The sequence below is a fragment of the Candidatus Methylomirabilis sp. genome (assembly GCA_036000645.1).
In the GTDB taxonomy this organism is placed as follows: Bacteria; Methylomirabilota; Methylomirabilia; order Methylomirabilales; family JACPAU01; genus JACPAU01.
Map to the genome: position 1 here is coordinate 1 of DASYVA010000079.1, position 18,298 is coordinate 18,298.

At 71.0% G+C, this 18,298-nt stretch carries 20 protein-coding genes; 2 read left to right on the plus strand and 18 right to left on the minus strand.

Translation table 11 applies throughout. From position 1 onward, the window contains the following. A partial coding sequence (locus VGT06_04560) for an undecaprenyl-diphosphate phosphatase (protein HEV8662402.1) occupies nt 1-794 on the plus strand: 794 nt, incomplete at its 5' end. Between the two features lie 13 nt (nt 795-807). On the opposite strand, the gene tatC is transcribed toward VGT06_04560, so the two are convergent. From tatC to VGT06_04600, 8 genes are all read right to left on the minus strand, one after another. Beyond that, nucleotides 808-1,608 (minus strand): twin-arginine translocase subunit TatC, encoded by an 801-nt coding sequence (gene tatC / locus VGT06_04565; GenBank protein HEV8662403.1) that lies wholly within the window; start codon nt 1,606-1,608, stop codon nt 808-810. Between the two features lie 12 nt (nt 1,609-1,620). Then, entirely contained in the window at nt 1,621-1,932 is a 312-nt protein-coding gene (locus VGT06_04570; protein ID HEV8662404.1) for a twin-arginine translocase TatA/TatE family subunit, read from the minus strand. A gap of 171 nt (nt 1,933-2,103) precedes the next feature. Beyond that, the gene (locus VGT06_04575; GenBank protein HEV8662405.1) at nt 2,104-3,096 is read right to left on the minus strand and encodes an inorganic phosphate transporter; all 993 of its coding nucleotides are present in this window, start codon (nt 3,094-3,096) and stop codon (nt 2,104-2,106) included. Nucleotides 3,097-3,113: 17 nt separating this feature from the next. Further along, nucleotides 3,114-3,728, minus strand: a complete 615-nt coding sequence (locus tag VGT06_04580; protein HEV8662406.1) for a DUF47 domain-containing protein — start codon at nt 3,726-3,728, stop codon at nt 3,114-3,116. Nucleotides 3,729-3,751: 23 nt separating this feature from the next. Next, entirely contained in the window at nt 3,752-4,369 is a 618-nt protein-coding gene (locus VGT06_04585; protein HEV8662407.1) for a DedA family protein, read from the minus strand. Next, nucleotides 4,366-4,788: an ExbD/TolR family protein gene (locus tag VGT06_04590; GenBank protein HEV8662408.1), complete on the minus strand. Its 423-nt coding sequence runs from the start codon at nt 4,786-4,788 to the stop codon at nt 4,366-4,368. Before VGT06_04590 ends, VGT06_04585 begins: the two co-directional genes overlap by 4 nt. Nucleotides 4,789-4,796: 8 nt before the next feature. Next, nucleotides 4,797-5,474, minus strand: coding sequence for a MotA/TolQ/ExbB proton channel family protein (locus VGT06_04595; protein ID HEV8662409.1), 678 nt, complete (start codon nt 5,472-5,474; stop codon nt 4,797-4,799). 5 nt (nt 5,475-5,479) lie between these two features. Beyond that, on the minus strand, nt 5,480-6,586 hold the full coding sequence (locus VGT06_04600) for a D-alanine--D-alanine ligase family protein (GenBank protein HEV8662410.1): 1,107 nt from the start codon (nt 6,584-6,586) through the stop codon (nt 5,480-5,482). Between the two features lie 76 nt (nt 6,587-6,662). On the opposite strand from VGT06_04600, the gene VGT06_04605 reads away from it, so the two are divergent. Next, entirely contained in the window at nt 6,663-7,019 is a 357-nt protein-coding gene (locus tag VGT06_04605) for a hypothetical protein (protein ID HEV8662411.1), read from the plus strand. A gap of 34 nt (nt 7,020-7,053) precedes the next feature. Here the strand turns inward: VGT06_04605 and VGT06_04610 are convergent, their stop codons facing one another. The 10 genes from VGT06_04610 to VGT06_04655 all read right to left on the minus strand — a co-directional run bounded on the left by VGT06_04610 (nt 7,054) and on the right by VGT06_04655 (nt 18,182). Then, nucleotides 7,054-7,812: a hypothetical protein gene (locus tag VGT06_04610; protein ID HEV8662412.1), complete on the minus strand. Its 759-nt coding sequence runs from the start codon at nt 7,810-7,812 to the stop codon at nt 7,054-7,056. Between the two features lie 267 nt (nt 7,813-8,079). Continuing rightward, entirely contained in the window at nt 8,080-8,346 is a 267-nt protein-coding gene (locus tag VGT06_04615; protein ID HEV8662413.1) for a DUF4321 domain-containing protein, read from the minus strand. Next, a complete protein-coding gene (locus tag VGT06_04620) occupies nt 8,327-9,403 on the minus strand; it encodes an MraY family glycosyltransferase (GenBank protein HEV8662414.1) in 1,077 nt (358 codons plus the stop codon). The genes VGT06_04615 and VGT06_04620 overlap by 20 nt, the downstream gene beginning before the upstream one ends. Nucleotides 9,404-9,406: 3 nt before the next feature. Beyond that, nucleotides 9,407-10,735 (minus strand): nucleotide sugar dehydrogenase, encoded by a 1,329-nt coding sequence (locus VGT06_04625; GenBank protein HEV8662415.1) that lies wholly within the window; start codon nt 10,733-10,735, stop codon nt 9,407-9,409. Nucleotides 10,736-10,774: 39 nt separating this feature from the next. Next, nucleotides 10,775-11,746 (minus strand): NAD-dependent epimerase/dehydratase family protein, encoded by a 972-nt coding sequence (locus VGT06_04630; protein HEV8662416.1) that lies wholly within the window; start codon nt 11,744-11,746, stop codon nt 10,775-10,777. Beyond that, complete coding sequence (locus VGT06_04635; GenBank protein HEV8662417.1) at nt 11,731-12,921, minus strand: glycosyltransferase family 4 protein; 1,191 nt, start codon at nt 12,919-12,921, stop codon at nt 11,731-11,733. The genes VGT06_04630 and VGT06_04635 overlap by 16 nt, the downstream gene beginning before the upstream one ends. Beyond that, nucleotides 12,914-13,837, minus strand: coding sequence for an SDR family oxidoreductase (locus tag VGT06_04640; protein ID HEV8662418.1), 924 nt, complete (start codon nt 13,835-13,837; stop codon nt 12,914-12,916). Before VGT06_04640 ends, VGT06_04635 begins: the two co-directional genes overlap by 8 nt. Before the next feature lie 15 nt (nt 13,838-13,852). Beyond that, on the minus strand, nt 13,853-15,790 hold the full coding sequence (gene asnB, locus VGT06_04645; GenBank protein HEV8662419.1) for an asparagine synthase (glutamine-hydrolyzing): 1,938 nt from the start codon (nt 15,788-15,790) through the stop codon (nt 13,853-13,855). Between the two features lie 107 nt (nt 15,791-15,897). Next, a complete protein-coding gene (locus VGT06_04650; GenBank protein HEV8662420.1) occupies nt 15,898-17,037 on the minus strand; it encodes a glycosyltransferase in 1,140 nt (379 codons plus the stop codon). Continuing rightward, entirely contained in the window at nt 17,034-18,182 is a 1,149-nt protein-coding gene (locus VGT06_04655) for a glycosyltransferase family 4 protein (protein HEV8662421.1), read from the minus strand. Before VGT06_04655 ends, VGT06_04650 begins: the two co-directional genes overlap by 4 nt. Nucleotides 18,183-18,298: the final 116 nt, after the last annotated feature.

Here is an 18,298-nt window from a genome sequence, read left to right on the forward strand (position 1 = left end):
GGGTGAGCCTCTGGGCAGCGCTTGTCCTCGGGACGGTGCAGGGCCTCACGGAGTTCTTGCCGGTGAGCAGTTCGGCCCACCTGGTCCTCGTGCCCTGGGCCCTCGGGTGGGCCGATCCGGGCCTCACGTTTGACGTGGCGGTCCATCTCGGGACGCTCGGCTCGCTCTTCCTCTATTTCTGGACAGACCTGGTGGGACTGGGGCGGCGCGTCCTCGCGGGCGCGCCGGATGGGAGGCGCCTGCTCCTGGCTCTCGCCGTCGGGACGGTCCCGGGGGCGGCAGCCGGCTACTTCGCCAAGGGGTTCTTCGAGGGGCTCTTCTCGCGGCCGGACTGGGTGGGGGTGTTCCTGCTGGGGACGGCGGGGCTCCTGGTCCTGGCGGAGCGGGTCGGGCGGCGCTCCCGGCCGCTGGAGGCGCTCGGCCTGCGCGAGGCGGTCTGCGTCGGAATCGCGCAGGCGGTGGCCATCGCGCCCGGCATCTCCCGCTCGGGGGCCACGATCGCCGCCGGGCTGCTGATGGGCTTCACGAGGGAGGCGGCGGCCCGCTTCTCCTTCCTCCTGGCGATCCCCATCATCTTCGGGGCCGGCGTGCACCAGCTCCTCGGCCTTCGCCTCTCCGGCGGCGCGCCCGTCCCGTGGGCGCCGCTGCTCACCGGGCTCGTCGCCGCGCTGGTGACAGGCTACGTCGCCGTCGGCGGGCTCCTCCGGTACCTCCGGACCCGCTCCCTGCACCCCTTCGCCCTCTACTGCCTGCTCCTGGGCCTGCTGGTCGTGGCCCGGACCTGGCTTCCCTGACGGCGTCGGGTCCTCAGGCCTCCCCAGCGGCCTCCGTGACCGGCGCCTTCCGGCGGGCCTTCTCGATCAGGCGGGCGGCGAGGATCCCCACCTCGTACAGGAGGGTAAGGGGGACGGCCATCAGGGTCTGGTTGAAGACGTCGGGCGTGGGGGTGAGGATGGCGGCGATGGCGAAGTTGACCAGGATGGCGTACTTCCGGTTGCGCGCCAGGAACTTGGCGGAGACCAGGTTGGCCGCGGCGCCGACGGCGATGGCCAGCGGCAACTGGAAGATGACCCCGAAGGCCAGGAGGAACTTCACGGAGAAGTCAATGAACTGGCCCACGGAGAGCATCGGTCGCAGGCCCTCGGTCTTGTAGGTGAGGAGGAAGTTCATGGCGAAGGGGAGCACCACGAGGTAGCAGAAGGCGACCCCGCCGAGGAAGAAGACGACCGAGAGGAAGAGGAAGGGAAGGGCGAACCGCCGTTCCCGCTTCAGGAGGCCGGGGGCCACGAACTTCCAGATCTCGTAGAGCACGATGGGCAGCGCAATCAGGAGGCCGGTGAGGAACCCGAGCTTCAGGTGCGCCCAGAAGGCTTCTGCCGGGGCGAGGAAGACCAGCTCCGGGGCCTGGCGGGGGACCGACACCAGGTACGGGGAGGTCCACTGGAAGGTAAAGGTGGTCGTCGTGAGGGTCCGTTTCAGGAGGGCGAGGACCGTCTCGGAATAGTTGAAGGAGAGGACGAAGCCGACGCCGATCGCGATGAGCGAGATGATGAGGCGGCGCCGCAGTTCCTCCAGGTGGGAGACGAAGGGCATCTTGGCCTCGGCCATGCCGGGGGCCCCCTATCCCTCGCGCGGGGCGTCCCCGCCCCCCGCCGTCGCCTCGGACGTCGGCGGAGGAGTCTCCGGCGGGGCGGGGGTGTCCGCGGGAGCCGACTCCCCCGGGGGAGCGGGAGCGGCCGGGGGCGGGGCGGCGGCCTCTTCAGCCGCCGCCACCTCGGCAGTCCAGCCCTCCTTCAGGTCTTCCGAGGCCCGCCGCAGCTCCCCCAGGGCGCGCCCGAGCTGCTTCCCGATCTCCGGCAGCTTCTTTGGGCCGAAGACGAGGAGGGCCAGCAGGAACAGGAGAATGAGCTCGGGCATCCCGATCCCGAACATCGTGAACACCTCCGCGGCAACCTGTGAGCCCTCGGCCAGCCTAGTGGTCGTTTTCCCGGAGTGTCAAGCCGAATCGGTGATCGGCGCTGCCGGGCCGCACGGCCCCGACGACGGGAGAGCAGGAAGGTGGGGAGCGCCCCGAAGCCGGACCCGGGCAGGACAGGGGCGGCACTACCGGAGGGCCATGAAGGCCTTCGTGATCAGCCACGCGATCAGGCCACAGACGGGAAAGGTCAGGATCCAGGCGGCGACAATCTCAATCGTCACTCCCCACCGGACGGCGGAGAAGCGCCGGGTCGCCCCGACCCCCACGATCGCGGTGCTGATGGTGTGGGTTGTGCTGAGGGGGATCCCGAGTCGGGAGGCGAGCTCGATGGTCAAGGCCGCTCCTGTCTCGGCGGCAAACCCCTGCACCGGCTCGAGCTTCGTGATGCGAAGGCCCATGGTGCGAACGATCCGCCAGCCCCCGACGGCGGTTCCGACTCCCATGGTCAGGGCGCAGGTGAGGATCACCCAGAGGGGGATCCGGAATTCGGGCAGGATTCCCCCGAGGAGGAGGGCAAGGCTGAAGGCGCCGATGAACTTCTGGCCATCGTTGGAGCCGTGACTGAAGGCCATGAAGGCCGCGGAGAGGATCTGGAGGCGGCCGAAGCCCCGCCGGACGGTTCCCGGGCGGCTTTGGGCCAGGAGGCGGTAAAGCGTCCCCATGATGAGGAGGCCACCCAGGAAGCCAAGGAATGTGGAGAAGAGGATGCCGATGAGCACCTTGCTCCACCCGTCCCAGAGGAGCGCGGAGGACCCCGCGGCGGCCAGCCCGGCGCCGGTGAGGCTGGCGACGAGGGCGTGGCTCTCACTGGTCGGCAGGCCGTAGTACCAGGCGAGGGTGCTCCAGAAGATAATCCCCACCATGGCGGCTCCCACCGTCGTCAAGTCGATGACCTCGGGTCGGACGATTCCCTTCCCGATGGTGGCCGCGACCGCGGTCCCCGACATGGTCCCGGCCACGTTGAGGATGGTAGCCATGACCAGGGCCTGCGAGGGGGAGAGGACGCGGGTCGAGACCACGGTCGCGATGGCATTCGGGGCATCAGTCCAGCCGTTGACGAATTCGGCGGCCAGGACCAGGAGGAGGACCGGAAGGACGGGGAGCAGGCCATCAGGCATGGGAAGGCTCCGGAGGCTCAGGCGTTCTTCAGGAAGATCCCCTCCACGATGTTCGCCGCATCCTCGCACCGGTCGGTTGCCGTCTCCATGGTCTCGTAGATTTCCTTCCACTTGATCACGTCGATGGGGCTGTGCCCCCCCTCGAAGAGGCGGGCGATCGCGGCCCGCGCCAGGTCGTCCGCCTCGTTTTCCAGCCGGTGGATCTCCACGCAGGAAGGAATCATGTCCCTCATCTCTCGGAGGGCACGGATGGCCTTGGTGAGTTCGCCGCAGGAGTCGGCGATCAGGCGGGCCAGGCGCCGTGCCTCGGGCGGGGTCTCGGTGATCCTGAAGAGGCTCGTCCGCGCGGCGACCGCCCAGATGAGATCGAGGCAGTCGTCGAGGGCCTTTGTGAGGCCATGAATGTCCTCCCGATCGATGGGCGTGATGAAGCTCCGGTGGAGCTTCCGGATGATCTCATGGGTGATCCGGTCCCCCTGGTGCTCCAGATCCTCCACCTTCTGGACGGCGGCCGGGTCGCTCCCGCCGGCCTCGATGAGCTGCTCCAGGGCCTGCGCCCCCGCCAGGATGTTGCCGGCGGCCTGCTCGAACAGGTCGAAGAACTTCTCCTCACGCGGGATCAGGCGGAACATCCCTCACCTCCAGGGCGCTTGCCTCAGCGGGCCCGCCGCGGCCGGAGCCGGTGCCAGAGGAACCAGGCGGTCAGTCCCACCAGGCCGACCAGGATGGCCCCCTCGAACGGCCGGAGGAAGCCCGCCACCTGCTCCCAGTGCTCCCCCAGGATGAATCCCGCCCAGGCCAGGGCGTAGGACCAGGGGAGGGAGCCGGCGAAGGCGTAGAAGAGAAAGGGCCAGAAGGGCATGCGCGCCACCCCGGCGGGCAGCGAGATGAAGGTCCGGATCACCGGCAGCAGGCGGGCGAGGAACGTGGCCGCGGAGCCGTAGCGGGCGAAGAACCGGTCTGCCCGCTCCACTTCCGCTGGGCTGATCAAGATCCACCGCCCGTAGCGGAGCAGAGCCGCTCGTCCCCCCCGGGCCCCGACCCAGTAGGCGCCGGCGGAGCCGAGCGCGCAGCCCGCCGCCCCGGCGAGAGCGGTCCCCCACAGGCTGAACCGCCCCTGGGCGGCCAGGAAGCCGGCGAAGGGCATGATGACCTCGCTGGGGAGGGGGATGCAGGCGCTCTCCAGGGCCATGGCGACCACGATCCCCGGGTAACCCGTGGCGGCCAGCGCCTCCGTCAGAAGGCGGACGCCGGTCTCGAGGAGGCCGGTCACGGGGCGTTCGCCGTGCGCTCGGTGATCATCCCCACGCTCTCGAAGCCGGCCGCCTTCACCGCGTCCATCACCTCGACGACCGTCCCGTACGGGACGGTGGCGTCCCCCCGGAAGTAGAGGATGCGGTCCGGACGGGCGGCTGCCGCTGCCCGCAGCCGGGCGGCCAGCGCCTGGGGAGGCACCTCCTGGTCGTTGAGGTAGACCCGGCGGTCCCGGGCGAGCGTCAGGGTGAGGCGGTCCTCTGCCTTCACGGCCCCCGTTCGGGAGCGGGGGAGCTCCACGTCCGTGCCCCGCTGGAGCATGGGGGTGGTCACCATGAAGATGATCAGCAGGACGAGCGTCACGTCCACCAGGGGCGTGACGTTGATCTCGGAGAGGAGGCGGCGGTCGCGGCGGGCCGGATGCGGGGTCGAGAGCATGTGTCCCTCTACCGGGTGGCCTCCCGCAGGGCGGCCTCCACCACGACCTGCCCCGCCCGGTCCATTTCCTGCGCGAAGGCCTTGACCCGGCCGACGAAGGTGTTATACGCGATGACCGCGGGGATCGCAACGAAGAGACCGGCCGCCGTGGCGACCAGCGCCTCGGCGATGCCGGCGGAGACCACGGCGAGCCCACCCGCCCCGGTGGCGGCGATGGCCTCGAAGGCCCGGATGATCCCCAGCACCGTGCCGAAGAGGCCGATGAAGGGGCTCACGTTTCCCAGCGTGGCGAGCGAGGGGAGGCGGCGCTCCAGGCCGGCGATCTGGTCAGCCGTCTCCCGGGCCGTGGCCCCTCTGATGGCCTCCAGGGTGGCCCCGAGGTCCGGCCCCGGGGTGAGGCCGAAGCGGCCCTCGAGCGCCCGCTGGAGCGCCGCCAGCCCGGCCGCGAAGACGGCCGCCACCGGGTGCCCGGCCCGCGCCTCGCAGGCGGCGCGCGCTTCCGCCACCTTCCCCGCCGCGAGGGCCTCCTCCACTTCCGCCCGCAGGGCCGCGACATGCTTGGCGACCCTCCGGTAGGCGAGGATTCGCTCCAGGATGGCGGCCAGGGAATAGACGGAACAGGCAGCCAGGATGAACAGGGTCGCGCCACCCCGGAGGAGGAGCTGGAGGGCGCCCTGGCCGAACATGGGTGTCATCCGCGCCCCGGCTCGTAGGAGGTCGTCCGCCGGCCCCGCTCTCGGTGGCGGTCCAGGGCCAGTCCGATGAGCCGGTCGAGCAGGGCGGGGTAGGAGAGGCCGCTGGCCTCCCAGAGCTTGGGATAGACCGAGGTCGCGGTGAAACCGGGGATCGTGTTGATCTCGTTCACGTAGATCCGGTCCGTCCCCCGCTCCAGGAGGAAATCGACCCGGCCCATGCCGGCGCAGTCGATGGCGGCGTACGCCTGGAGGGCCAGCGCCCGGAATTCCTCGGCGACCCGGGCGGGGAGCGGCGCCGGGATCTTCGCCTCGGCCCCTCCGGGGGTGTACTTGGCCTGGTAGTCGTACCACTCCCGGGCGGGGACGATCTCGCCCGGGACCGAGGCCTCAGGGGTCTCGTTCCCGAGGACGCTGACTTCGATCTCTCGGGCGTCCACGCCCCGCTCCACGATCAGCTTCCGGTCGTAGCGGGCAGCCGCGGTGAGGGCGGCCCGCAGGCTTGCCCCATCCACGGCCTTGCTGATGCCGACGCTGGACCCCAGGTTGGCCGGCTTGACGAAGCAGGGAAAGGGGAAGCGGCGGGCCAGGGCCGTGAGGCAGCCGTCCGGGTTCTCCTCCCACCGGCGGGCTTGCAGCACCTCGTACTCCACCATGGGCAACCCCGCCTGCCGGAAGGCTCCCTTCATCAGGGCCTTGTCCATGCCGAGGGCCGAGGCGAGCACCCCCGCGCCCACGTACGGGAGGTCCAGGAGTTCGAGCAATCCCTGGACGGTCCCGTCCTCCCCGTAGGTCCCGTGCAGGACCGGGAAGGCCACATCCAGGGCGAGGGGCATGGCCCGGAACGCGCGATCCGCCGTCACCGTGGCGAAGGCCGGGGGGCCGGGGTCGGGGGAGAGCGCGAGGCGTCCCCCCTCCGGCTGGCCGGGGGTGGCCGGCACCGCCTCCACCCGGTGCCACGTCCCGCCCTTGGTGATGTAGAGCAGGACCGGTTCGTAACGGGCCCGGTCCATGGCGGCCACGACGGACGCCGCCGAGGCGAGCGAGACCTCGTGCTCGCCGGAGCGGCCGCCGAAGATCACCCCCACCCGCAGGCGCTCAGCCATTCCCTTCTACTCCGTCCCCACTGCCCGTTGCGTCGCCCCCGCCCCCCGTGCTAGCGTGCCCTCCCGGGAGGTCGCCATGGTCCCGGGCTTCAATATCGAGGTCCAGCACCGGGGGCGCCGCTACCACATCCAGACCGAGGACCTGGGGAACGAGAATCCCTGCCTCCTCACCCTGGTCTACGAGGCGGGCGCCATCCTCACCCGGATCAAGGTTCCCTACGCCGAGGTGCTGGGGCCGCAGCCCACCAGCGAGCAGGTCCGCGCCTTCATGGAGGCCCGCCATCGCCAGGTCATCGCCGACCTCCTGGCCGATCGGCTCGGGGCTGGTTCCCCGCCTGCCCGGACCCTCGAGGACCTGATCGCCGAGGCCCTGCCGGCCGCGGGGGATGGCGCGGCGGGCGCCGGGCCGGCGGGGGCCAGTCCGGAGGCGTAGGGCGAGACCGGGGGGGAGGGGAGGCGGGGGGCACCTACCCGGCGGCGCGCGTCACCTCGGTCGCGGGCTCCCCCGAGGCGGCGGGGGCGGGCTTGAGCGAGCGCCGGAGGGCCTCGTCCGCCGCCCGGCACCGCTCCAGGACCCGAGCCAGCAGGGCGTAACGGCCCTCGCCCACGCTCCGGTACTTCCGGGACAGCTCGCTGACCTCGCGGAAGAACTCCTCCGGCGTCGAGTCGGCCGAGGCGGCGAACTTGTCCAGGGCCTTCTGGCGCTCCGTCATGAACTCCATCAGGGCCCGGAACTCCTCTAGCACATCGGTCTGCGCAATCCGCTCCAGGATCCGCTGCTGCTCCCGCAGGTGCTCCGTGAACGGCAGGAGCTTCTGCTCCACGTCCTTGTAGACCATCTCCACGGTCACCTGCTGGTCATCCAGGTACGTCCGGTAGGGCTTGGGCTGCTCGTCCAGGTAGCGACCCGCTTCGGTGAGGATCCGGCGCTGCTCGCCCAGGTAGCGGGCAAACTCATCGAACTGGTTTTTCAGCTCGGCGTCCAAGTGGGTCCCAACCCGCTCCAGATTTTGCTCCTGCCCCTGCAGGTACTGCTTCAGCGGCTTGATGCGGGCGTCCAACTGCCGGAGGGCCTGGTCCATGCTGCGCCGCTGGTCCGCCAGGTACTTTTGAAACGGGGTGAGGCGCTCCTCCAGGTAGCGCTTCGCTTCCTCGATCGCCCGCTGGGCATCCTCGAGGGCGCGGAGGATGGCTTCGAGAGCGGGGGATGCGGACCACGTGAGCATGGCCGGATTCCTCCTGCGCGCGTCGCCGCTGTCGCCGCTCTCGCCGGGCGCCGCTTCGGCGCCATCGGTGCGGCCCTTGCCCGTCCAGCGCAGCATCGGTAAGTTTCCTCGAAGATCGGGTCCAGAATTTTCGGCAACCATGGCACAACTGCCGGGGAGTGTCAACAGCCAAAACCGGCGCGGCGCCGCAAAATTCGTGGCTTAGGGCCCCACCCGGCCGCGGCGACCCGCGCCAGGAGCCGCGGGATCGGGGAGAGCCTCTTCGGCCTACAGTCTCCGGTAGACGTATAGGGCCAGGGCGATCCCGAGGAGGCTCGCCAGGTTCAGCCGGAGGGTGAAGCCGAAGGTGACCGAGACGACCCGGAGATCCAGCGTGGCCGCGGAGAGGCCCGGGCTCACGCCTCGGGAGAAGAGCTGCTCCAGAATCCCGCCGGGGAAGAGAATCCGGATAACCTCCCCCAGGAGGGCTCCGACCAATGCGCCCACGACCAGGAGAACGACGAGGCCGACCGTGCTACCGGGTCGTCTGATCAACGGGGATCCCCTCCTTCGCGGGGGTGGTGGCCTTCCGCCCTCCGCCGTAGACGTCTGCCTTCCGCAGGACCATGCCGAAGATGAAGAGGACCGCAGCGCTGATGGCCAGCGCGACCAGCGCCAGGCGCAGGGTGACGGACGTGACGAGGGCGGCCGTGAGGGCGTGGGTCAGGGCGAAGAGGTAGATGAGGAGCACGGTCTCGGTTCGCCCGAGCCCCAGCCGGACCAGGCGGTGGGAGGAATGGTCCTTCCCGCCCACCGTGATGGGCCGGCCCTGCCGCCAGCGGAGGAGGACCACCAGGCTCGTGTCGAAGATGGGATACGCGAGGACCAGGAACGGGATCAGGAGGGACGTGGGGAGGGTGGGGCTCCGCCAGGACCCATACGCGGCCAGCCCGGCCAGGAGGAACCCGAGGGGCTGGGAGCCGGCGTCGCCCATGAAGATCGACGCGTGGTAGAGGTTGTGCCGGAGGAACCCCAGGCAGGCCCCGGCGATCGCCGCGCCCGCGACCGCCGTCGGGAGCTGCTCGGGGCCCAGCTCAGCGTACCGGGCGGCCAGGAGGGCGAAGGTGCCGCCGCTGATGGCGGCGACGCCGGCCGAGAGGCCGTCCATGTTGTCGAGGAGGTTGACGGCGTTCGTGATCGTGACCAGCCAGAGGGCCGTCACGCCCCAGTTCAGGAGGGGGTGGGGGAGGAAACTGATCGAGACTCCCCCGGCCAGCGCCAACAGGGCAGCCAGCACCTGGAGGAGGAGCTTGGTTCGCGGGCGCAGCCCCCGGGTGTCGTCCCAGAGGCCCCCGAGAAAGAGGAGGGTGGCGCCGGCGACCAGGCCGAGGAGCCCCGAGGCCGGCGGGGCGAAGAACGCGGCTGCCCCCCCGATGGCGACGTAGAGGGCCACCCCTCCCAGGAGCGGGACCGGCCGCGCATGGAGCTTCCGCGGCGAGGGCCGATCCATCGCGCCGCCCCGGCGCGCGAGGGCCCGGAGGGGGGGGGTGAGGCAGAGGGTCAGGAGGAGGGCCGTCACAAAGGGGCCGACGAGGGGCGTGAGGTAGGCCACGGCTTAGAGCCTCACTATCTTTTCGCGTCCCTCGCCGAGGCCGCGGGTCGCGTTCTGGGCGTCGAAGACGAGTCGGCTGTGTCGGAGGATCCACGGGATGTCGTAGCTGCCGTGCCGAACGGCGATGAGGACGCAGTCCATCTCGGCGAGCAGCTCCGGGGTGAGGGGCCGGGACTCGAGGGCCGGCAGGCCGGCCGGCAGCCCATGCTCCCCCGGCGCCAGCTTCGGGACGTGCGGGTCGTTGTAGCAGACCGCGGTCCCGCTCTGGGCGAGGATGGTCAGGACCTCCAGGGCGGCGGAGTTGCGGCAGTCGTCGATGTCCCGCTTGAAAGCGGCTCCCAGCACGAGGATCCGCGCCCCCTTCAGGGGCTTGCCCCGTTCGTTCAGGGCCCGGGCGAGGCGGTGGACGGTGTAGTAGGGCATCGACTGGTTGACCTCGGCGGCCAGCTCGATGAACTTGGTGTAGAAGTTGTACTCGCGGGCCTTCCAGGAGAGGTAGTAGGGGTCCACGGGGATGCAGTGCCCCCCCACCCCGACCCCGGGGAAGAAGGGCATGAACCCGAACGGCTTCGTGGCGGCCGCCTCGATGACCTCCCAGATGTCGAGCCCCATCCGGTCGCAGAGCTTCGCGAGCTCGTTCACCAGGGCGATGTTGACGGAGCGGAAGGTGTTCTCCAGGAGCTTGCACATCTCCGCCGCCCGGGGCCCCGAGACGATGTGGATGTGCTCGGGGTCGATGATGAGGCTGAAGAGGGCCGCCGCTCGCGCCGAGTCGGCAGGGGTCACCCCCCCTACCACCTTGGGAGTGTTGCGCGCCCCGAAGGCCTTGTTGCCCGGATCGATCCGCTCCGGCGAGAAGGCGAGGGAGAAGTCCCGCCCCCCCTTCAGGCCGCTCTGCTCGAGGATCGGCTGGACCACCTCCTCGGTAGTCCCCGGGTAGGTGGTGCTCTGCAGGACCACCAGCATGTCCCGGTGCAGGACGCCGGTGAGCGCGCGGGCCGCCGCCTCGATGTAGGAGATGTCGGGGGACTTGGCGCGGGTGAAGGGGGTCGGGACGCAGATGAAGGCGGCATCCGCCTCCCGGAGCGGAGCGTACTCGGGGTGCGCGGTCAGCCGGCCGGCCTGGACCACCCCCTGCAGCGTCGCGGACGGGACGTCGGGGATGTAGGACTCCCCGCGCCGGACCCGCTCCACCTTTTCCCGGTCCACGTCGATCCCGACCACCCGGACCCCGGCCCGGGCGAACTCCACGGCGAAGGGGAGCCCCACGTACCCCAGGCCGATCATCCCCACCGTCACCGACCGGTCCCGGATTTTCTCCAGGAAGTCCATGGCCGCCTTCTCCCGCGTCTTCCGCGCCGGCCCCGCGCCTCAGGGCCGGGAATGCTCCTGCCACCAGGCGATGGTCCGCTTCAGCCCGTCCTCCAGGGAGACCTTCGGGGCGTACCCCAGGACCCGCTGCGCCCGGGCGATGGAGGGGAGGCGGCGCCGCGTATCCTCGAAGCCCGGGCCGTACACCGCCTCGTAGGGGACCGTGACGATCGGTGAGGCGGATCCGGTCAGCCGCTTGACGAGGCGGGCCAGCTCGCCGATGGCGATCTCCAGGGGGCTGCCGATGTTGAAGACCTGTCCCTCTCCGGCCCGGACCTCTGCCGCCAGGAGCGTCCCCTGGATCGTGTCGCTGATGTAGGTGAAGGAGCGGGTCTGCTGCCCGTCCCCGTGGACCGTGATCGGCTCTCCCGCCAGGGCCTGCCGGATGAAGGTGGCGATGACACTCCCGTACCCCCGGGGGTCCAGCCGCTCCCCGTAGGAGTTGAAATAGCGGACGATGGCGACCGGCAGGCCCTTGTCGGCGTACGCGAAGGCCAAGTGCTCGTCCACCGCCTTGGCCGTCGAGTAGGACCACCGGTGGATTTCGGTCGCCCCCAGCACCCGGTCGTCCGTCTCCTCGAAGGGGACCTTCTGGGCCTTGCCGTAGATCTCGGAGGTGGAGGCCAGGAGCACCTTGCGCCAGTGCTTGTAGGCGGCGTGGAGGACCAGCTCCGTCCCCCGGACGTTCGTGAGGAGGGCGCTCAGCGGGTCGGCCACGATGTGGCGCACCCCGACCGCGGCCGCCAGGTGACAGACGAGGGCCGAACCCTGGACCAGCTCCTCGACCAGCGCTTCGTTGAGGACGCTGTCGTTGACGAAGCGGAAGCGGGGGTGCTCCAGGTGGGGGGCGAGATTGGCGATGTTGCCCGTGAAGAGATTGTCCAGCACCACCACCTCGTGCCCCTGGGCCAGGAGGTGGTCCACCAGGTGGGAGCCGATGTAACCCGCCCCCCCCGTCACCAGGATTCGCATGCGGCTCTCCCCGCTGCCTGGCGGTCCAGGAGGCGCGTATAGCACGACCGCACGGTGGCGATCAAGGTCTTGGCGTCGTGCTTCGGGAAGACGGCGGCCCGCGCCGCCGCCGCGTAGGCGGCCGCGGCGTCCCGGTCGGCCAGGACCTCCCCCATGGCGGAGGCGAGCGCCGCGGCGTCCCGGGGGGGCGTGAGCCGTCCGGTCACCCGATCCTGCACCAGGTCCGGGATCCCTCCCACCCCCGCCGCGACCACCGGCACCCCCGCCGCCATGGCTTCGAGGAGACACAGGGGGGTCCCCTCGTTGCGGGATGAGAGGGCCAGCAGGTCCAGGTCCGCGTACACGGCCGGCAGGTCGTGGCGCCATCCCAGGAACCGGACCCCATCCTCCAGGCCCAGCGCGGCCGCCTGCCCCTCCAGCGCCTCCCGCTCCGGCCCGTCCCCCACGACGATGCAGCGGACCTCCGGGATCCGCTCGCGCAGGAGGGCTGCTGCCCGCAGGAAGCAATCCACCCCCTTGATCGGGACGAGACGCCCCACCAGGCCGACGAGGGGGGTGCGGGGGGAGAGGCCCAGCTCCGCCCGGAGGCCTCCCGCCCGGTGGGCACAGGTCAGGAAGGGAGCCAGGTCCAGCCCGAGGGGGATGACGGCGATCCGCTCCCGCTCGGCCACGCCGAGGGCGATGAGCTCTTCCCGCTGCCGGGGGCTCACCGCGATGAGGAGGGCCGTGCGGCGGGCAAGCGCGGTCTCGATCCGCCGGAAGAGGGCGGTCGCGGCCGGGCCGAAGTAGCCGCTCAGGACGTGGCCGTGGAAGGTGTGGACCCGGACCGGGACGGCGGCAAGCAGCGCCGCCGCCCGTCCCACCGTCCCGGCCTTGGCCGTGTGGGTGTGGACGAGGTCGGGCCGGAGGCGCCGGAGGTGTCTGGTCAGGGTGGCCAGGGCGAGCAGGTCCGCCCCCGGCCGGATGCGGCGGCCCAGCCCCGGCACTCGGACGGGGGAGACCCCGGCCGCCTGGGCGGCCCCCCAGAGGGAGCCCTCCCGGGGATCCTCCCGTCCCGCGAAGAGCACGCTCCGGAAATCCCCGCCGTTGAACGCGGCCGTGAGGGTGATGGCCTGCTGCGCCGGGCCGCCGATATTCAACCGGGCGATGACGCGGGCGAGGACCCGCTCACCCATGGCTTGCCTCCGCCGCGGCCGTCCGCGCCAGCCCCTCCGTGAAGTCGACCGTGGGGCGGTAGCCCAGGAGGGCCGCGGCGCGGGCCAGGTCGGCCTGCGAATGCAGAACATCCCCTGTTCGCGGAGGGGCGAAGGAAGGCGTGAGATGCGTCCCCAGGAGCCGGTTGAGGTGGTCGACGAGCTCCAGGAGGGTGATCCGGGCGCCGCAGGCCACGTTGATGACCTCGCCGGAGGCTCCCGGCGCTGCTGCCGCGAGGAGGTTCGCCCGCACCGCGTTCTCCACGTAGGTGAAATCGCGCGACTGCTTCCCATCGCCGAAGATGACCGGCCGCTCCCCCCGCCGCATCGCCGCCAGGAACTTCGGGATGACGGCGGCGTAGGGGGAGGCGGGGTCCTGCCGCGGCCCGAAGATGTTGAAGTAGCGCAGGCTCACCGTCTCCAGACCCAACGCCGCGGCGAAGACCTGGCAGTACTGCTCCCCCGCCAGCTTCGAGATGGCGTAAGGGGATTTGGGCTGGGTCGGCATCTCCTCCCGCTTCGGGAGGGTAGGGCTGTCGCCGTAGACCGAGGAGGAGGAAGCGTACACGACCCGCCGGACGCCCGCCCCCCGGGCAGCCAGGAGGAGGCTCAGGGTGCCGGTGGTGTTGACGGCGTGGGTCGTGGCAGGATCCTCCAGGGAGCGGGCCACCGAGGCGAGGGCCGCCTGGTGGAAGATCACCTCCACGCCCCGGACCGCCCGCTCCACGATGGCCGGGTCCCGGAGGTCCCCCTCCAGGAGCTCGACCGCTCCCGCCACGGCCGCGAGGTTCGCCCGCGCCCCGGTGGCGAAATTGTCCAGAATCCGGACCCGGTGCCCGGACCGGACGAGGGCTTCTGCAAGGTGCGAGCCGATGAACCCGGCCCCGCCCGTGACCAAATAGGTCGCCAGCGGTTACCCCTTCACGGCTGCGGCGCCATCACGGCGCTCCTGGGCCAGTCGGCCGTCGCCGTCAATGAACGTGCGGTGCCACAGTTCCAGCATCAGGAGGTTCCAGAGCAAGTAGTGCCAGGATGCCCGCCCGGCCACGTGCTCATCCAGGTAGGACCGGACCACCTCGGGCCGGAAATAGACCCGATCGGTGGCCCGGCGACCCAGGAGCGTGTCGTACGCCAGTGACCGGAGGTCCTCTCGGAGCCACCGGTCGATGGGGACTCCGAAACCCATCTTCGGCCGCTCCAGGATCGCGTCCGGCAAGATGCCCCGTAGCGCCGTCCGCAGGAGGACCTTTTTCTCCCTTCCGCGCAGCTTCAGATGGGACGGGATGCGTGCTGCGAATTCCAAAAGGGCATGGTCCAGAAACGGCGACCGCGCCTCGAGCCCGTTCATCATGCTGGCCACGTCCACCTTCACCAGGAGATCGTCGGGGAGGTACGTCCGGGTGTCTACGTCCATGACGGCGTCCAGCAGATCTGCGCCATCCGACGTCCGGAAGGCGCGGATCAGCAGTTCTTCTGACTCCATCGGCGGTACGGCTGCCGCGAAGTCCGGATGGTAGAGCTCCGCCTTCCGGTCCGCGGTGAAGTGGAACACCCACCGGCTGTACCGCCGATCCGGCGGCTGGAGCAGCCCCTCCAGAAATCGCCGCCCCCGCGCACGCAGGCTCCCCCGCCGCCCCCCGCGCGGGACGAGTCCCACGGCAGCCTGAAGTCCCCGCCGCGCTGTTCCTGGCAGCCAGTCCAGGCGGCCGGCCAGCTGTTGGGCGACATACCGCTCGTAGCCACCAAACCCCTCGTCCCCCCCGTCCCCATTGAGCGCGACCGTGACATGCTGCCGGGTGATCTGCGCGACATAGTAGGTGGGGATGGCAGAAGAATCTGCAAACGGCTGGTCGTAATGCCAGACCAGCATGGGCAGGATCCCCGCGGCGTCCGGTCGGACCACGAACTCCTCGTGGCGCGTCCCGAACCGCTCTGCCACCAGCCGCGCGTAGTGTCGCTCGTCGTACTCCGCGGTATCGAATCCGATGGAGAAGGTCCGCACGGGCTCGGCCGCGTGGCGGCTCATCATGGCCACGACCGCGCTGGAGTCGATCCCCCCGCTGAGGAAGGCTCCCAGGGGGACATCGCTGATCATCCGGACCTTGACCGCATCCTCCAGGTGGTGGACCAGCTCCTGCGCCAGATCCCGCTCCGATCCCGGGTGCTTCACCCCATATTGCAGGCGCCAGTAGCGCTCGACGGTAAGCCTCCCGTCCCGGATCGTAGCCACGTGGGCCGGCGGGAGCGCACGGATTCCCCGGAAGGCGGTCGCCGGGTGGGGGACGTAGCCGAAACTGAGGTAGTGATGGATCCCCTCGAAGTCCGGCGTCGCCTCCACCTCCGGATCCATCAGGATCGCCTTGATCTCCGAGGCGAACCGTAGGCCCCCGCGGTCGATCTGGTAGTACAGCGGCTTCTTGCCGGCCCGGTCCCGCGCCAGGAACAGCGTCTGGGTCCGGGCGTCCCAGATGGCGAAGGAGAACATCCCTCGCAGCGCACGGACGCACGCCGGCCCCTCTTCCTCGTACAGGTGCAGGACGGTCTCGGTGTCGGTCTTGGATCGGAAGCGGTGCCCCCGCCGGATCAGCCTTTCGCGCAGATCGGGGAAGTTGTAGACCTCGCCGTTGAAGGTGATCCAGATGGTCCCATCCTCGTTGGGCATGGGCTGGCGCCCATTCTCGGTCAGGTCAATAATCTTGAGCCGGCGGTGGCCGAGGCCGACTGGCCCGTTGATGAAGATTCCATCCCCGTCCGGACCCCGGTGGGAGAGGGCATTCGTCATCCGGCGCAAGAGGGGCGCACCCACCGGACGTTCGGAGTCGAAGTTGAGTCGCCCGCAGATCCCGCACATCGTTTACCCCTCGGGTCGGGGATCACCTCCCCCTCGGCGAGTGTCCGCGGGGTACCGGGGCTCGCGACCGGGGAGGGGGGAACGGGTGGTTCCCCTGGCCCAGGGCATCATTTCCGTTCTTCCCCGGCAAGGAGCTCGGCGTACAGCTCCTGGGTGGCCTCGACCATCCGCTCGACGCGAAACCGGTCCTCCACCCGACGCCGGCCGGCGGCGCCCATGGCGGAGGCGCGAGGGGGATCGTCCAGCAGGACCTGGAGGGCGGCGGCAAGCGCGCGGGGGTCCTCCCGCGGCACCAGGAGCCCGGTCTCCCCGTGGAGGACCGCCTCAGGGGTCCCCCCCACGGCGGTCGCCACTGCGGGGAGGCCGCAGGCCATCGCCTCCAGAAGGGCGTTGGAGAGCCCCTCCGTCCGGGAGGGGAGGACGAAGATATCGAAGGACGGCAGCAGGGTGGTTGCCTCCTCCCGGGGCCCCGTGAAGCGGACCGCCCCGTCAAGCCCCAGGTCGGCCACCCGGGCCTGCGCTGCCTCCTCTCCCGGTCCCCCGCCGATTACCACGAGGATAGCGCTGCCCGATCGGAGGGCCGGCAGCCGGGCGGCGGCGGCGATGAGCAGGTCCAGCCCCTTCTCCCGATCCATCCGCGCCAGGACCGTTCCGATCACCGTGGCCCGGGGCGGGAGACCAAGGAGTTTGCGAGCCGCTGCGCGGGCTGCGCTGTCCGGCACCGGCCCGATCTCCACCCCGTTCGGGATCACCCTGATCCGACTCGGGTCCAGCCCGATGACCTCAGCGGCGTAGCGGCCCACGGCTTCGCTCACGACCACGATGCGGTGGGCCATGGCCCCGGTCCCCCGGTTGAGCCAGCGCCGGAGGGGACCCTCGAGCTCCATGGTCCGCTCCGACGATACCACGTGCGGCACCCCGAGCAGGCGACCGAGGAGGCGTCCGAGGAGGTTGGCGTGGAACAGAAACGAGTGCACGATTCGAGGCTGGCTGCGCCGCAGGGCCCATGCGAGTCGGAGGGGGACTGTCGGGTCCATCCTGTGGCGCATCCCCAGGCACTGAGTCGGCACACCCGCGCGCCGCAGGCGCGCGAAGACCGGCCCGGCCCCGAAGAGACACCAGACCTCCGGGGTAAAGCGCCTCCGGTCGAGCCGGAGGACCAGACGCTCCAGGGCGCGCTCGGCTCCACCGATATTCAGTTCGGTGATCAGATAGGTCACGGGCACCGGCCCGCTGCCCGGCATCATCCTACGAGCTCCTCGTAGAGGGAGAGGTACTGCGTTCCCACCCGGTGGATGGCGAAGCGCTCCTCCACGGCGGCGCGGGCCGCCGCGCCGACTTCCCGGCGCAGCGCCGGCCCTGCCGCCAGTGTTCCGACGGCCTCGGCCAGGGCCGCCGGGGCCTCCACTGGCACCAGCCAGCCAGCCTTCCCGTCCTCCCCGACCGCCTCCCGGTTGCCCGCCACATCCGTGGCCACCACGGGAAGAGCCGAGGCCATCGCCTCCAGGACCGCATTCGGGCAGCCCTCGGCGCGCGAGGGGAAGACGAAAAGGTCGGCGGCCCGGTACAGGTTGGCCACATCGCTGCGGGCCCCCAGGAACGCGACCCGCCCCTCCAGGCCCAGCCCGTCCGCCTGGCGGATCCACGCCCCCGCCTCCCCCGGTCCGGCGATGAGGAGGCGGGGCGCCTCGCCGCGGTGGACCAGGTCAGCCCATGCCGCGAGGAGCACGTCCACGCCCTTCCGGTGCTCCAGTCGCCCCACGAAGAGGGCGACCGGCTCGCCTGCGGGGAGACCCAGGGACCTTCGCAAGGCTGCCCGTTCGCCCGGCGCTGCAGGGGCGAAGCGTTGGACATCGACCCCGTTCGGAATGACGCGCGCGGGCACCGCCCCCAGCCCCACCGCCTCCAGCTCCGCGGCGCTCTCCCGGTTCAGTGTCACGAACCGATCCACCTCCCGGAGCAGGGCGATCCGGCGCCGGTAGAGGGGGCGCGACCGGGCCAGGCGGAAGTCGCTCCATTCTCCGCTGCAGGCGACCTTGACCACCACCCGGTGTCGCGGCCGCAGCCGCTTGGCGAGGACGGCCGCCAGTGCCGGAGAGAGGGCCTGGTGGGCGTGAAGGATGCCGAACCGGCCCCCACGGGCCGCCAGCCAGCAGGCCCCCGCCACGGCGTAAGCGAGCCCGGCCAGAGGATGGGCCGCCCCGCCGCATAGCCGATGGATGGGGAAGGGTGCCGCCGGCACCTCCCCTCCCCTCCGCGAGGCGCGCGTCAGGACGGCCACCGGCACGCCCGCCCTCACCAGCCACTCGCTGAGGAGCCAGCACTGCCGCTCCGTTCCGCCCAGGGTCGGCGCGAAGGAGGCGCTCAACATGCAGACCGACGGGCCCGGCATTGCTCAGTCCTCCGGGGGCCGGGTGCCGGCCACCGCGACCGGGAAGTCGAGGAGGGTAATGTCCACAAGACCCTCCGACCGGAACCAACGGTACACCTCGGGACAGGTGTGGAGGG